Annotated in this window: 10 protein-coding genes; 7 read left to right on the forward strand and 3 right to left on the reverse strand. The window is 46.4% G+C overall.

The window, feature by feature from the left end; genetic code table 11:
* The first annotated feature begins 39 nt into the window (after positions 1–39).
* The 3 genes from MHB85_RS04010 (at position 40) to MHB85_RS04020 (ending at position 3,294) form a co-directional block, all read left to right on the forward strand.
* Positions 40–672 (forward strand): HlyD family efflux transporter periplasmic adaptor subunit, encoded by a 633-nt coding sequence (locus tag MHB85_RS04010; RefSeq protein ID WP_091019724.1) that lies wholly within the window; start codon positions 40–42, stop codon positions 670–672.
* A complete protein-coding gene (locus tag MHB85_RS04015; RefSeq protein ID WP_192136028.1) occupies positions 656–1,828 on the forward strand; it encodes an ABC transporter permease in 1,173 nt (390 codons plus the stop codon). The genes MHB85_RS04010 and MHB85_RS04015 overlap by 17 nt, the downstream gene beginning before the upstream one ends.
* Before the next feature lie 284 nt (positions 1,829–2,112).
* Entirely contained in the window at positions 2,113–3,294 is a 1,182-nt protein-coding gene (locus MHB85_RS04020) for a DUF4317 domain-containing protein (protein WP_036668338.1), read from the forward strand.
* A 171-nt stretch (positions 3,295–3,465) separates the two neighbouring features.
* Here MHB85_RS04020 and MHB85_RS04025 read toward each other — a convergent pair whose 3' ends face one another.
* The 3 genes from MHB85_RS04025 to MHB85_RS04035 all read right to left on the reverse strand — a co-directional run bounded on the left by MHB85_RS04025 (position 3,466) and on the right by MHB85_RS04035 (position 8,780).
* Entirely contained in the window at positions 3,466–4,584 is a 1,119-nt protein-coding gene (locus tag MHB85_RS04025; protein ID WP_192136030.1) for a response regulator, read from the reverse strand.
* Positions 4,581–7,712, reverse strand: coding sequence for an ATP-binding protein (locus tag MHB85_RS04030; protein ID WP_192136032.1), 3,132 nt, complete (start codon positions 7,710–7,712; stop codon positions 4,581–4,583). The genes MHB85_RS04025 and MHB85_RS04030 overlap by 4 nt, the downstream gene beginning before the upstream one ends.
* 120 nt (positions 7,713–7,832) lie before the next feature.
* Positions 7,833–8,780: an AraC family transcriptional regulator gene (locus tag MHB85_RS04035; RefSeq protein ID WP_192136034.1), complete on the reverse strand. Its 948-nt coding sequence runs from the start codon at positions 8,778–8,780 to the stop codon at positions 7,833–7,835.
* 171 nt (positions 8,781–8,951) lie between these two features.
* On the opposite strand from MHB85_RS04035, the gene MHB85_RS04040 reads away from it, so the two are divergent.
* The 4 genes from MHB85_RS04040 to MHB85_RS04055 all read left to right on the forward strand — a co-directional run bounded on the left by MHB85_RS04040 (position 8,952) and on the right by MHB85_RS04055 (position 15,225).
* Positions 8,952–9,971: a glycoside hydrolase family 88/105 protein gene (locus MHB85_RS04040; protein WP_091019710.1), complete on the forward strand. Its 1,020-nt coding sequence runs from the start codon at positions 8,952–8,954 to the stop codon at positions 9,969–9,971.
* Between the two features lie 13 nt (positions 9,972–9,984).
* A complete protein-coding gene (gnpA, locus tag MHB85_RS04045) occupies positions 9,985–12,165 on the forward strand; it encodes a 1,3-beta-galactosyl-N-acetylhexosamine phosphorylase (protein ID WP_192136036.1) in 2,181 nt (726 codons plus the stop codon).
* A gap of 209 nt (positions 12,166–12,374) precedes the next feature.
* Complete coding sequence (locus MHB85_RS04050; protein ID WP_341072430.1) at positions 12,375–13,223, forward strand: GNAT family N-acetyltransferase; 849 nt, start codon at positions 12,375–12,377, stop codon at positions 13,221–13,223.
* A gap of 199 nt (positions 13,224–13,422) precedes the next feature.
* The gene (locus MHB85_RS04055) at positions 13,423–15,225 is read left to right on the forward strand and encodes a cache domain-containing sensor histidine kinase (protein WP_105602119.1); all 1,803 of its coding nucleotides are present in this window, start codon (positions 13,423–13,425) and stop codon (positions 15,223–15,225) included.

The raw sequence follows: 15,225 nt of genomic DNA on the forward strand, positions 1-15,225 counted from the left end.
TAACCATACACGAGGATTGGGAATGGGAGAGATATAAGAATGAAGATAAAAGCAGGTTTGTATATCGGAATTGCGATGGTGGTTATTATTGGAGGTTCACTTCTTACGGTTAAAGGGAAGGATGCTGTAAGTCAGGCCGAGAGCCGGAAACAAGGCATACTTGAGTCAGAGCAAACGACTTTATATTATCAGAATAGTCCCGGGACGATTGCAGAGGTTGGTGCATCTACGGGGGACTCTGTGAAAGAGGGAGAGGTTCTTTTCAAAGTGAAATCAGCCGGGGAGGGAGATGTGGATGTACTCGCACCGTATGACGGATTGGTTGACCGAGTCGCTGTGAGTAAGGGAGATCAAGTACAAGGAGGAGTTTCGCTAGCAGTTGTGCAAAAGAATACGTATTACACCGACCTTTACATACAGGAAAGTGAAATTCAACAGCTTGCAGTGAATCAAAGCATTGATGTTCATTTTCCATATTTGGATCAGCCAACGCAGGTGAAGGGGAGCGTCACTTCCATCTCAACTGCTCCTCAGTTCGCAAATTTGCGGATGTCCCGGGAAAAAGGGCAAGCCGATTTGAGTATGTTTTTGGTCCGGATATCGATGGATTCGAATACTGAATTGCTTCCGGGGATGACAGCAGAGGTGAAACTTGATGAAATCACTGATTGACGAGTGGAAGTACGTCATAGGAAGTAAGTATATACGGCTAATTTTTATTGGGCCAATGATTGCAGCCTTATTTTTTGGATTAATGTTCTCGCAGAATCAACTCAATAAATCACCAGTTGTGGTCATTGATGAGGATCATAGCGAATATTCACGGCAATTGATCTCCAAAATAAATGCGTCACAATACATGAGCGTCAAGAGCGTATATGCGAGCCGAATGAGTCCTGAAACATTACTTGCCAACGAGCAGGCTGTAGCGATCATTATGCTTCCCAATCAGTTGGGATTGCGCCAACAACAAGGGAAATCGACAAATATCGGTATCTTGATGGATAACACGATGCCCTCGGGGTTGACCGGTATTCGCACTGCGATTCAGGAGATCATCCAGACGGAAAATATGACCCTTTCCATGACACGTCTGATCCAAAAAGGGATGGATACCGAGACAGCTAAAGGAATCGTGTCACCGTTATCCCTTCAGCAGCGGATGCTGTTTAATCCAACCTCCAGTTATGTCGGTTTTATGGTGCTTGGATTTGTAAATATCGTAGTATTGATGATTACAACAAGTGCAGCGGGATCGATTGTACCTCGGCTTCGTCAGGAAGGGAAACTGTTTGCCAACGGAAAGTCACCTTTTCAACTATGGGTTCGGAGTGTACCTTACGCTGCGTTGAGTTCACTTTCACTGCTTCTATCCTATGGATTGTTAAAACAGGTGGGGGGAATGCGGTTTGAAGCAGAGGCTTATCTTTTTATCATTCCGTTAGTTGTTTATGCTTTTGCCTTGTCACTCATGGGTATGCTGATTGGATACACTGCCAAAGATATGTCGAAAGTAAGCCTTCGAACCAGCTTGGTATTGTATCCCTCCTTTCTGGCTACGGGAATTCAATTAACGCCGCTGGCGTTCCCAGAACCGTTCCAAATGTTCGCATGGGCATTACCCATGAACTGGCTTAACCGTCTGATTCGTGGAATGGCGTTTAGGGACGGGGCGCTGACAGCCTACAGTCAGGAGTTGGGGGCATTGCTGATTATTATTGGCGGAATGTCCTTGTTCATGGGATTACTGTTTCTGCGGGAAACAAGGAAAGTTTCTTCCAGAAGAGCACCCCTGTTGAATACGGATATATTGCTGAGCAGTAATTAATTATTTAAGAATCGTTAAACAACGAAAAAAGGCGCACGGGAGTCATTCCTGTTGCGTCTTTCTGTTTCCATAGATTGATTTTCATTAATCGTCATCATTATATGATATAATTTCTCACTGAGAGTACAGAAATGGAGAGCAAAAACGGCTTGATCCAGCTACTCCATAGCTGCGCCCATTTGTGACCTACTGCTCAGATGAAGACTTCCAAGGGAGCACTGGCTTTTAGGATATAGAGCTGCACGCAGATAAAATTATATATTGTGGGAGTTGTCTAACGAATCATGAATAAAAAAGAAGTCGCGCATATACGCAAGCAGTTTAAACTCGATCACGATCTACTGAATATTTACGATATTCTCAACGTGTATATTACGAAGGAAACCAATGAGGTCTATCACTGGGAGCGCCACCCGTTCGAACTGGTGGACAGAGAGAAGCAGGAGCTGTACATGGGCAATTTCAAAAAATTGCTGACAGGTGATTTGGATCAGAAGTTATTTGAGTTGAAGTTCCAGGAAGCGGCGGAGGACCCGGCACAGGTATTGCTTCACCAGGCGCTGGTAACAGGTGATCCAGATGAATGGCAGGATCTGATGCTGCTGCTCGTGGATCGAATGTTGGTGGATACGAAGTTTGAGCGGGACATGGTAGCTACGTTTGTGCGTGGACAGTATTATCTGCCGACCAAGGCTAGAAACGAAGCCACGGAAGAGAGTGAGAAGAATGAGGTGTTCGCCCATCCGTTCATTCTGTGCAGCGTAAATTCCACGGAGAAACAGCGGAAGACACTCTTGTTTGATTACGTGGAGAGAGAATTCAAATACAACATTATTGTCGATCCGATTATCAAATTAAGCACGCCAGAGCAAGGATTCTTGTACCCTAGCGTGACGGACAACTACTCCGATGTGAATCGTGTACTATATTGTACAGGGAAATCCAATTTCCCAGATCCGCATTTTGTTGAAAATGTATTGAATGGAGAAAGATCCGTAACCGCACTGGAAGAACGGGCGATCTTCGAAGATATCGTCAAGGAAGTGGCCGGTGAACAGCTTGATTCAGCCACCATTGCACATGTATATGAGGAAATTAACCGAGTCATCGAGATTAACGAAGAGTCCCATGAGGAAGAACCTCCGAAGCTGGATTATAAAGATCTGGAACGTGTACTGACCGCAAGTGGTATAGAGGATCTGACAACGGAGAAAGTAGAACGTGCCTTCGAAACGATCGTTGATAACAAGAATTATGAGATGAAAGCGACCAGTGTTATGCCGAAGTTCACGTCCAAGTCCATTAAGATTGAAACCAAGGTTGCTACAATTTCAGTTAGTCCGCAAGACCTGAGATATGTGAAACAGGTGAACTACCAAGGCAGACGTTGCATCATGATTGAAGTGGACGAAGATGTTGTGATTGAAGGCTTTACCCTTAACACAGAAAAACTTATAAATGAGTGATTGATTATAGACCATGATGATGTAAAATCATCGGACAAGGACGGATAAACGTCCATCTATTGCAAAAAGCCCAAGCCTAAAGCAACACTGAACTGCTCCCTGTCATAGTAGACCGTAGAAGACTACGATGGGAGCAGATCAGTATGCCAAGGCATGGGCTGTTTTGCTGTTTCATGATTGTCGCAACAGTTGTTTGATATCCGCTGCCGGACTGGAGTCGAGCTCCTCTCTGAGCAATTCCTCCAGAACAAGATATTGGCGCTGCGCTTCGGTTCTTCGTCCGAGGGACAGATACAGCAGGATGATCTCGCGATGGATATCTTCCCGAATCGAGTCAATCTGGAGGATACGTTCAAAATAATACAGCGCCCGTAGCGGCTCGCCTTCCTTCGCGTGATAGTGGGCAGCAGTTTCCATCGTCATAATGAAATCCAGTTCCAGCTGTCTGGACCATGCGAAAGCCCACTCATAATGCCTTCCTTTCAGGAGTTCACCCGTATACAACGTGTCCATCCGCTCGAAGAGCTCGGGGCGATGTACCGAGGCCTGACGCATCTGCCGGAACAAAACCTCGAACTCGTACAGATCACAGTTGATCGCTTCCCGGTCGATACGGATACCATTCCTGTCCTTAAGAATGATCGGCACGTCACTGTTATCCCCGATAGCACGTCGCACATAGTACAGCGTGGAATTGATGTTCGTCCAGGCCTTCTGCGGACTGAGGTCCTTCCACAACGTATCGGCCAGCGCATCACGGGTAGTCGATTTGGTATATAGCAAGAATGCGAGTAACTCTTCCGTTTTGGGCGTTCTAAGCTTGATGGGGCTGTCTGCTCCGACTCCACCGAACACGGTGAATTCACCGAACAGACGAACGTTCAGTTTCGGTTCAGGCACCGCTGGCTCGGGCGTTGTAACGGACTTGTGAAGCTTTTCCTGCAACCGCTGAATGCTGCGGTTCAGTCGCTCTGCCGTGACCGGTTTAATAACGTAATCGATCACCTCTTTGTCGAAGGCCTGCACCGCATATTCCTCATATCCGGTCACCAGCACGATGGGGAGCGAAGGGTGATGTTTACGTAATTCACCAATGAGGTGCATCCCCGAGATGCGAGGCATCGTAATGTCCAGAAATGCCGCATCGAAGCTATTCTCTGCTGCATATTCACAGGCTTCCTCCGGGTCGTGAAATGCGCGAGATACTTCAACTTCTCCACTTTCTGTCAAAATGCGATTCAGTCGCTTCAGCGACAAATCCTCATCATCCACGATGATGACTTTCATCATGTTTCATACCCCCCGTTCCCATCTGTGTTTAGACGTTGATTTGGAAGATCAAATGTAATCCGCGTTCCCTCGCCGTCCAGACTTTCCATCTGAAGGTGTCTGCCATACAGCAGGTTCAGCCGGCTGGAAATATTCCATAGTCCAACGCCGTTACTGCCGTCTGTAGATTGCCGAATTTCGTCCATCCGTTGCTTGGTTATGCCAATTCCGTTGTCCTCGATGGTGAAACGTGTTTCCGTATCATTCAGATTACGAATGGACAACATGACCCGACCACCGTGAATGCTGGACATCAGACCATGCCGAATTGCGTTTTCGATCAGGGGCTGTAACGTGAGCGGCGGAATGTCCATGTTCCGGTTCACATCCGCATCCACATCGATAATGACCTCCAGCCTTGAGCCAAAGCGTGCCTGTTCAATGGCAACGTATGCTTCGATCATCTCCAGTTCGTTCATCAGGCTGGTTTTGGAGTCCAGATGTTTGAAGTGCACACTGCGCCTTAAGTAACTCGATAATTGCAAAATCAATTGTTCTGCCCGATTCGGCGCATCCACGCACAATTCGGCAATGGCGTTCAGAGCGTTATATAGAAAGTGCGGGTTCATCTGTGACCGCAAAAAAGATATTTCCGCATCTCGCGCAGCTTGCACGGATGTTTTCATCCGAGTCAAACCACCGATCCGTGCCACCAGTTCCTCCGATTCGAACGGCTTGGATACAAAATCATTGGCGCCTTTCTCCAAGGCCAGCTTCAATTGATTAGCTTTATTACTCGCCGTCAGCATGAGTACAGGCAACTCGGAAGGAGAGAAGCGCTCCCTGATCCGTTCCAGCAATTCGTAACCCGACATGTCAGGCATCATGATATCAGCAATGACGAGATGCACGGCAGGTAGCTTGTCCAGCAGCTCCAGTACCGAAGGTGAGCGTGAAGTGACCACATAACTGTAACCCTCCAGCTTCAAGAGATTCACTATGGTCTGTAAATTAGCCGAGTCGTCATCCACAATGATGATCCATTCGTCTTTATTCCCTTGTACAATCGTTGGTTCTTCGAACCGGAGTAGCCGATTACCAGGACCTGTAGGAGCGATGGTAAGTGGCATGACGTTGGAACGTTTCTCTCCTTTTTTCTCTGCCAGCGGAAAAGTCAGGATGAACGTGGCACCCATGCCGGGTGCTGATTCCGCATGAATGGTTCCGTCGTGCAGCTCGACCAGCTTGCGCGTAATGCTCAGTCCAAGACCGGTGCCTCCGGCAACGACTGGCCCCGAATCTGCTTCCTGCTCGAACGGCAGGAAGATATGTTCCAGCTTGTCTGTACCGATACCACGGCCGGTATCCACAATGCGTATTTCCGCTTTGCCTTGCACAACCGCAGCTTTGACGCTTACCGTGCCATGTTCCGTGAACTTAACTGCATTGCCGATCAGATTATGCAAAATCTGAATCAATCGGTTGCCGTCGGCATAGATCGGCGGGAAATGCGCCGGGATGCGGTTGATAAGCTCCACCTTTTTCGCGCCAAGCAGGAAGGAGTGCATACGCATGACCGATTCGACAAACGAGTACAGATCGGTCGAAGACCGGTGGAGCGGGATGTCGCCATGTTTCATTTTCGAATAATCCAGTAATTCATCGACCAGATAGGTTAATCGTCTGCCACTTCCCGTCACGATCGCCAGATTGTGCGCTTGCTCATCGGTAAGGGGACCTTCTGCGCCTTTAAGCAGGCTTTCACTGATGTTGACAATGGCGTTCAGCGGTGTTTTGAGCTCATGCGAGGTATTGGACAGGAAGTCATCCTTCACTTTGTCCAGCAAGAGCAGCTGATCTTTGAGAGTACGGACCGTACGATAGGCCTCGAAGAACCGAAGCACCGCTAGAAACAGCATCAGGATGCTGAATAGGACAATGGAAGCCTGTCCGATGTTCATATTTTCCTTGAGCGAGATCGAGAAGAGATTAATGTCCAGACAGTACAGCATGATGCTTAAGAGAGCTGCGTACCACAGAAAAGTAGACAGCCGTTCGCCCTTCTCACTGGTTAGGAATTGTTTTGCACATTGATACAGCAACCAGAGCAGCATCAACGTGTACATAACGACGACGTAAGGTGCAGCCAGCCCATAGATGGAAATAGGCAGGAGCGTGACCATACATAAGTAAGCTCCGAAGATGATCAGGATCACCGCCGTGAGCAAACCGGACAGGATGCGTGTTTTGAATCGGTAGAAGTAAAAGGTTAACAGACCCAGACATGCGACGGAGCAGAAATCTTTTAATTTATAGAGCGTGCTAAAGGAAATTTCCGTGCCGGCCATGGATAACACACGTTCGCTGATCATGCCGTTATAGAGTGCATACAGCAGACAGATTAGACCAAGCAGCAGCAGGGAATCGTCCCTGTTTCGGTAGAGCGCAGACCCCAGGTAACTGATGAGGAATATGATCGAAATGGTAGCCAATACAGCAAGCGTGCCGAATTCAACGGCTGTGCTGATTTGATGTTTTTTCAGCATGGCTGCTTGTTCGCCGAAAAAGAGTGGCCCCGGAATGCCAGCGTCCGTGTAATCATAATTAGCCACCCGGATCAGAATCTCAATGTCACCGCCATGATAAGGGAAAAAGCCAATCTGGGGGGAGTTTCCTGGTCGATATCCCGCTGATTTCTCCACGGCATGCCCATCTTCCAGTAGCTTGTTGCCATTGATATAGATTTCGCTGGCAAAACGAATGTTCATTTTTTTGATCGCCAGCGTTCCTTCAACAGGTGTATTACGCAGCACCAGTCGATACGTGGCGAAGCCGTGGGTTGGCAGTCGTTCACCATCCACTTTAAGTCGATTCCAGGAGCCGGGAACGGTTGCATAAGTGTCGGGTGTTTTCATTGGACCAGCCTGATTCGATGTTACAGATTCGTCAGGAAGCAATCGCTCCCAGTAAAACTCCCACTCCCCGTCCAGCTTGATCCGCTCGTCTTGTTCAGGGTCCCAGGCCGAGAGGTCCAGAACACCTTGACGGGCATGAAGCGCAGCAGATTGGGGTTCTCTGATCGTTGACAGCAGCAGTACGGTAATGGCAAGTACAACAGTCAGGACAACGCCTGAAATTTTTAATAACACGAAATGCTGCTCCTTTAGAGATTGTTCAATCCTCCGGTAGCTACGGACAAAATCTCTTGTATTCTATCGGCATTGTAGCGAATATCTCTGGGGGGTGCAATCATATTTCGACAAATTCCTTCATACCCACCCCGTAAATTCCAGTATGGACGCTTTTGCAGACTGTGCTTCTGTAAGTGCCCCTTTGCGCCAAGCTTTGGGTGATTCTCCCATCAGTTTGACGAAGCAACGGTTAAAGCTGGAGATGGATCGGAAGCCGACCTGCTCGGAGATGGACAGAACGGAGGCCTCCGTGCTTTTTAATCGCTTGCACGCCTCTTCGACCCGGGTACTATTCAGAAAATCGAGCGGTGTGGTTCCCATAATTTCATGGAACTTGCGGCGAAAATGCGTTGTACTCAGATGACACAGTTCAGCGAGGTAATCGATGGTCACAGGCATCATATAGTTTTTGGTGATAAACTCCAGCACGGGTGAGATGACCAAGTTACCTTGGAGGTCTCGTTCCCGTTCCTGATCCTGAGATGACAAGCGCTCGCTGCTCGCATGAATTCGAAGCAGTTCGATATATAGAGACATCAACAAGCCGTACGCGCTCTCCCGATAGTAGGGGGACTGCTGCTTCATTTCTTCTACTACTGATGTTGCGAGCATGTGAATTTTGGGATGTTGTTCCTTATTCAGAATGCAATTGGTTCCCTGAATCGCCCATAAATTCGGTTCAATGTGAGTTTGTGCTGTTTTGAGCGAATGGCGGAAGAGTTCTTCCGGTGAAAAAAAGATATAAGCCCACAGGCTGGCGTTATTAGGTGAACTGTACGTGGTATGCGGAAGGTAGCGGGGAATGAACGTGACATCGCCTGCCCGAAACGGTACAGATTCTCCCTTAATCTCCATGATTCCCTCATCCGAATAACAGATGCCAATCTCCATGTGGTTATGGAAATGAAGATGCTCACTCTTGATATCGGATATTCTCCAGCGGTCTCCACTGAGTAACAGGACAGGAAAATCAATGGGCAGGCTATAGTGACGATATTCAATGACAGGTTTCTTCGGTTTAGGCATTTTCGAGGACTCCTATGTATAAATGATTGAAATTGCACAGTTTTGTTGTGAATATGCTTAGATTGAGACTATTTTACTGCGTACAATGGAATAAGTAAAGCGTTTACAAAAAAGGACGGACACCTCTCAGGGCGCACTTGGGGGCGTGTGCGCAGGGAGAGGGGAATAACAATGCTTCAAGTGAAATATGACAGAGAACAGATTCTGCACGTAATCGAGAACGTTACCAAGAAAACACTGGATATGGATCTGACATGGGATTGGCCCGGCGGTGTGGCGTATTACGGTGTATCCAGAGCCTATCAGACGACAGGCAACCAAGAAATACTGGACAGGCTGGTGAAATGGGCGGACGAATATATCGAGCTGGGTCTGCCAAGTTGGACTGTAAATACATGTGCCATGGGTCATGTGCTCATCACTTTATATGAAGAAACCGGGGATCAGAAATATTGGGATATTGTTCTCAGCAAAGTCGATTATCTCCAGAATCATGCGCTTCGCTTTGGAGACAACGTGCTTCAGCATACAGTATCCGTTTCCAATGATTTTCCGGAACAGGCTTGGGCGGATACCTTGTTTATGGCGGCATTTTTCCTGCTCCGTGTAGGTAGCAAATTAAAAGACGAAGCCATGATCCAGGATGCGCTGAATCAGTATTACTGGCATATCAAATACCTGCAAGATCCGAGCAGCAGTCTGTGGTATCACGGTTATAACCATATCAACAAGGACCACATGTCCGGATTTTACTGGGGAAGAGCGAACGCTTGGGGAGCCTATACCATGTCTCAGGTGAAACCGCAATTGAACGACTGGTACTTGTATCCGCAATGTATGGATGTAGAGTGTGCCCTTCGCGATCAGTTGGCGGCTCTCAAGCTGGTGCAGACCGAGAACGGCTTGTGGCGTACGGTTTTGGATGACGAAGAATCGTATGAAGAGGTGTCGGCTTCCGCGGGTATTGCAGCAGCCATGATCAATAACGGTAATCCACTGCATACGAAATATGTGCAAAAAGCACTGGAAGGTATCCTGAACAACATTAGCGAAGATGGGCGTGTGCTTGGTGTATCTGGCGGTACGGCGGTAATGAAGGATCGGGATGGCTATCGCAATATTCCAAAAGACTGGATTCAGGGCTGGGGTCAGGGCCTGGCTCTCGCTTTTCTGTCCGATATGTTGAGATAGGGAGGGAACCACATTGTCCAAAACAACCAAAGGCTCCTTTACACTACCGGGAGAATCCGGTTATGAAGCACTGACGCTGGAACTTGCCGATCGGTGGGGTGCCGATGTAATCCGTGACAGTGACGGTACGAAATTGTCCGATGAGATTATCAATGCCGGATATGGCATCTATTCAACCATTTGCATTATTCGGGATCATAATGAGTGGGCATCCCGTAATCTGGATAAACTGCAGCAATGTTTTCTCATTACGAATCCGAAGGTCGCTGTGCAAGATTATGTATCCATCTATCTGATGGAGGATTTCTTCGCTCAACAATTCAGGGTGAACGATTCGAAAGAAGCATTTAAATATTGGCAAGTGTATGATCGAACGACTGGGGAAGAGGTACCTAGAGGACAGTGGAATTATGAAAGGGAATCAGGCAATGTTGTCATTACTGGTGTTGCTCCTTGGCATAAATACACGGTGAGTTTCATGGTCTATCGGATCTGGGAAGAGATCTCCATGTACAATCATACGACGAATAATTGGGATAAAGAGCATCTGATGCAGATTGACCCGATCTATACGGAAACGCAATCGTATCTACTAGATTGGATGGAAAATTGGTGCCAAAACCATCCGGAAACAACGGTTGTACGTTTTACATCGCTATTTTATAATTTCGCCTGGATCTGGGGCAGTGATGAACGGAATCGCCATCTGTTCTCGGATTGGGGTTCCTATGATTTTACGGTAAGTTCGAGAGCCTTGGATCTGTTTGCTCAGAAATATGGGTACTCACTCTCAGCCGAGGACTTTGTGAATGGTGGTAAATATCAGGTCACTCATATGCCTGCGGATCAGCGCAAACTGGACTGGATGGCATTTATCAATGATTTTGTCATTGAATTCGGTAAGAAATTAATTGATATGGTGCACAAACATAACAAGCTGGCGTATGTCTTCTATGATGACAGCTGGGTGGGAATGGAGCCGTACAATGATCGCTTTCAGGAGTTTGGATTCGACGGCATGATCAAATGTGTGTTCTCCGGTTACGAGGCTAGAATGTGCTCAGGCGTTAAGGCTGATATCCATGAGATTCGATTGCATCCCTACTTGTTCCCGGTTGGCTTAGGCGGACTTCCAACCTTCAAGGAGGGAGGAGATCCTACCCTGGATGCGAAGAAATATTGGATTAATATCCGGCGTGCGCTGCTGCGTGAGTCGATTGACCGGATTGGATTGGGTGGATATTTGCATCTGGTTGAGCCTTACCCGGACTTTGTGGATTATATCGAGAAGATTGCCCATGAATTCAGGGAAATGAAAGAGCTGCATCAGGCTGGAAAGCCTTATCAGATCAAGACAAAGGTAGCCGTGCTGCATAGCTGGGGCAAGTTAAGATCGTGGACCTTGTCCGGTCATTTTCATGAAACACATATGCATGATCTGATTCATGTGAATGAGGCCTTAGCCGGGTTGCCTGTTGACGTGCAGTTTATTGATTTTGATGATATTTGTCAGGGCGCGTTGAAGGATGTAGATGTCGTCATCAATGCCGGCTCTGCAGGTTCAGCATGGAGCGGTGGAGCGCATTGGAGTGACCACAAGTCTGTGGACTTATTGACCCAATGGGTGTATGAGGGTGGTACCTTTATTGGCATTAACCAGCCTTCGGCAATGGATGGGTACGACAGCTATTTTAGAATGGCCCACGTGCTTGGGGTGGATGAGGATACAGGCGCCAGAGTTGTCCATGGAAAATGGTCGTATGAGGTTAGTGATGAGTATGGTTTGGTGCCTGAGGGGGCTAGCATACTTCCGAAAAATAACATTTATCTTACTGATGGATCAGCAGCTGTAGTGAGTGAAACGGATGGTCAGATCACACTGTCCACACATGCTTTTGGAAAAGGAAAAGGGATCTACCTGCCTTCCTTCGAATTCAGCTGGGCAAATACAAGACTACTTCTGAATTTGATTCGATTTGCGGGCAATGAATTCCATGAAACAAAGTACATCACGGATAACTTGTACACCGAGTGCGCCTACTACCCTGAGAGCAACATATTGGTTGTGATCAATAATAGCGATCAGGTTCAGTCCACGACGATCCATACAGAGCATGGAAAACAGACCGTGGAATTGGAGCCGTATGATACGGTGATCACCAAAATTGGTTTAACAAAATCGGTATCCCCATAGCATGATGACTCGATAGACCGTATTCCTTAACCAGGAAGCGGTCTATTTTAGTTATTAGGACGTGTCTGAAAACTCCAAGGAAGCAGATTTAATAGTACGGATATTACTGTATAGTGCTAACTCTATTTAGTAGAATATTTAAATAAGGATAGGGATCATGAGCCCTAATATACTATTGTTTTCATCTTTTGAAAGGAGAGAATGCCCTAATGTACAGTTATAAAATGTTGGACAAAATAAGGATGGAGACACTTCACGAGGCGTTTGTGGATGCGTTCTCCGACTACCAGGTTAAAATGGATTTGCCTTTTTGGAAGTTTCAACAGATGCTCCAACGAAGGGGTTATCACCCCGAAATATCTATGGGAGCCTTTAAGGATGAGAGAATGGTCGGATTTGTTATCAATGGACTTCGAAGCTGGAATGGAAAGACAACTGCATATGACCTTGGGACAGGCGTTGTAAAAGATTGCAGACGGCAAGGCATTACAAGCGATCTGCTCTTAAATATTCAAAAGCTGTTAAAAGAAAAAAATGTAGAGCAATATTTGCTGGAGGTCATCCAATCCAACGAATCTGCAGTTCAGCTGTACAGTAAACAAAACTTCAAAATTCAAAGGGAATTTTCATGTTTCCAGTTGCAAAAAGATCAATTCATACCGCAAACGACCTGCACGGTGGAATGTGTGGAGAGAATCGATGTGGAGCAGTTCAAGGAATTTTGGGATGTGGAGCCCTCCTGGCAAAATTCAATTGATTCCATCTACGCTTTACCGGAAGCTTTTATCTATGTCGTTGCACGTCAGGATCACAGCATTGTTGGCTATGGCATTATAGATCAAAAAACAGGTGATGTTCCACAGCTTGCAGTGAACCAAAATTATCGGGGTAAAGGTATTGCAAGCAGCATCCTGACAGAGATGGTCCAACGCACAGAATCTCCTAGAATCAGTGTCCTCAATGTGGAGTCTCATCTGAAATCGATGCAAGATTTCCTCCTGGTCAAATCAGGTTTTGCATATCAATTGGGCCAGTACGAAATGCTCTTGAAATTATAACGTGATCGTCGTTTCAACTTAAGATCAGATCGGGTTCATACGAAAATATGTGGGGAGTTAGTGTCTGTCTTGTTGGGCCAGTTGAACGGGAGGTTGATTAAAGGCTTCCCGGAAATCCTGGATTACAGTATCCAACCCATCCTGTACTCGTTATAATAATGTTGATATATGACATGGTTAGAGGAGACAAAGACATAACATGAGCCGAAAGACATACTGTAAGCGTATTCAGTTTCTGGATGATTGGAGTCTCAAAACCAAGTTGTACATATTGTTCATCTTTTGTGTGCTGGTCCCGGTCCTGGTCACAAATACCGTGTTTTACCTAAGTATCAAAGGCAACATTGAAGAGAAGGAGCATAGCCGATTTAATGAAATGCAGCAAAGGATCAAGTTCAACCTGCGGAACAGTATAGATAATAGCTTGTATGTGTCCAATTTTCTCTATACCGATGGAACGCTGAACCGGTTCATGGAGTACAAGTATCGCGATCAGGAAGACTATTATTCTGCCTACTATGATATGCTTAGCAACAACAATCTGGTCAGGTACTATTACAGCTACCAGCAGGTGAATCAAATTACGTTTTATGTTGGCAATGATACCTTCGTCAATGGAGGAAACTTTATTAAGCTGGATGATGAGGTGAAGAAAAGCGATTGGTATCAAGCGCTGATGAACACAAGCGACCATATCATGATCTATTCGTATTTTGACAAACAACAGGCGGAGATGTCGCAAAGTCAGGGAGGACGCAAAGTAAGCATTATTCGTAAGCTGGATTACTTTGGGGAGCAGCAGGTTGAAAAGGTGTTAAAGGTTGATCTGGACTACGCTTTCATTAACAAATCGCTTAAAAATGAGGGAGCAAATGGGAAGGTGTATGTCGTTTCGGATGGCAGGGTCATTTTCTCGAACGATTCAAAAATGAATCAGATGCGCAAGCCATTTAATCTGATTGCAAACAGTCCAATTGACCCTGTTCAATCCATGCAATCGATTCCCGTCGTATCCGAGGATTGGCAGATTGTCGTCAGCACGGAGAAATTGGACGTTCTGTCGGAGATTGTTAATTCCAAGCTTAATTTGACTTTACTAATCATTCTTAATCTGTTGGTGCCGACACTGCTAATCTGGTTGATATCCAGATCACTGGTCATCAGAGTTGATCGGATAGCAAAGCACCTGGATCAAGTGAAGCATGAGAAATTTGAGGTGATATCGGGACCTGTGGGCAAAGACGAGATCGGCAGCCTGACCCATAGTTATAACATGATGGTCATTAAGATCAAGAACCTGATTGAGATTGTGTTTAAGGGTCAGGTGGAGCGGCAAGCCCTTGAGCTCTCCAAAAAGCAGGCGGAGCTGAAAGCCCTTCAGAGTCAGGTGAATCCCCATTTCATGTTCAACACGCTTGAAACGATCCGTATGAGGAGTTTGATCAAGGACGAACTTGAAACCTCCGATGTCATTCATAAACTGGCACTGCTGTTACGTCAGACGATCAATTGGGGCGATGATCTGATTACAATCGCAGAGGAAATCCATTTTGTGGAGAGTTATCTGAGTATCCAGCAGTATCGCTTTGGTGAAAAGCTGCAATTTGCAATCCGGATCACAGACGAATCCATTACTGCCATGATGATACCTAAACTAACCGTTCTCACCTTTGTGGAGAATGCTTGTATCCATGGCATTGAGGGGACGTCGAATGATGGGGTCGTGGAGGTATTATTCGAAATTCGAAGTAATGAACTGTACATTTCCATTCGAGATACCGGAGTTGGCATGGATCAGGACAAGCTGGCCTCGCTCCGCAAAATGATGCAAGATCCGAGTATGGATCGGATGAGCGAGCTTAGCAGCATTGGTATGATGAATGCATATATTCGGCTGCGGATGTATTTTGATGATTTCGTTCAGGTGCACATATTCAGTGAAAAGGGGAAGGGAACAACGATTGGCATTCAAATTCCTCTTATGCAGGCATCCCAAGAATAA

The organism is Paenibacillus sp. FSL K6-4396, from assembly GCF_038002525.1.
Classification (GTDB): domain Bacteria; phylum Bacillota; class Bacilli; order Paenibacillales; family Paenibacillaceae; genus Paenibacillus; species Paenibacillus amylolyticus_B.

Bases quoted from the DNA above. Each gene is read 5' to 3' on its own strand.
- MHB85_RS04010 (WP_091019724.1), top strand. From the start codon at position 40: ATGAAGATAAAAGCAGGTTTGTATATCGGAATTGCGATGGTGGTTATT.
- MHB85_RS04015 (WP_192136028.1), top strand. From the start codon at position 656: ATGAAATCACTGATTGACGAGTGGAAGTACGTCATAGGAAGTAAGTAT.
- MHB85_RS04020 (WP_036668338.1), top strand. From the start codon at position 2,113: ATGAATAAAAAAGAAGTCGCGCATATACGCAAGCAGTTTAAACTCGAT.
- MHB85_RS04025 (WP_192136030.1), bottom strand. From the start codon at position 4,584: ATGATGAAAGTCATCATCGTGGATGATGAGGATTTGTCGCTGAAGCGA.
- MHB85_RS04035 (WP_192136034.1), bottom strand. From the start codon at position 8,780: ATGCCTAAACCGAAGAAACCTGTCATTGAATATCGTCACTATAGCCTG.
- MHB85_RS04040 (WP_091019710.1), top strand. From the start codon at position 8,952: ATGCTTCAAGTGAAATATGACAGAGAACAGATTCTGCACGTAATCGAG.
- MHB85_RS04050 (WP_341072430.1), top strand. From the start codon at position 12,375: ATGTACAGTTATAAAATGTTGGACAAAATAAGGATGGAGACACTTCAC.
- MHB85_RS04055 (WP_105602119.1), top strand. From the start codon at position 13,423: ATGAGCCGAAAGACATACTGTAAGCGTATTCAGTTTCTGGATGATTGG.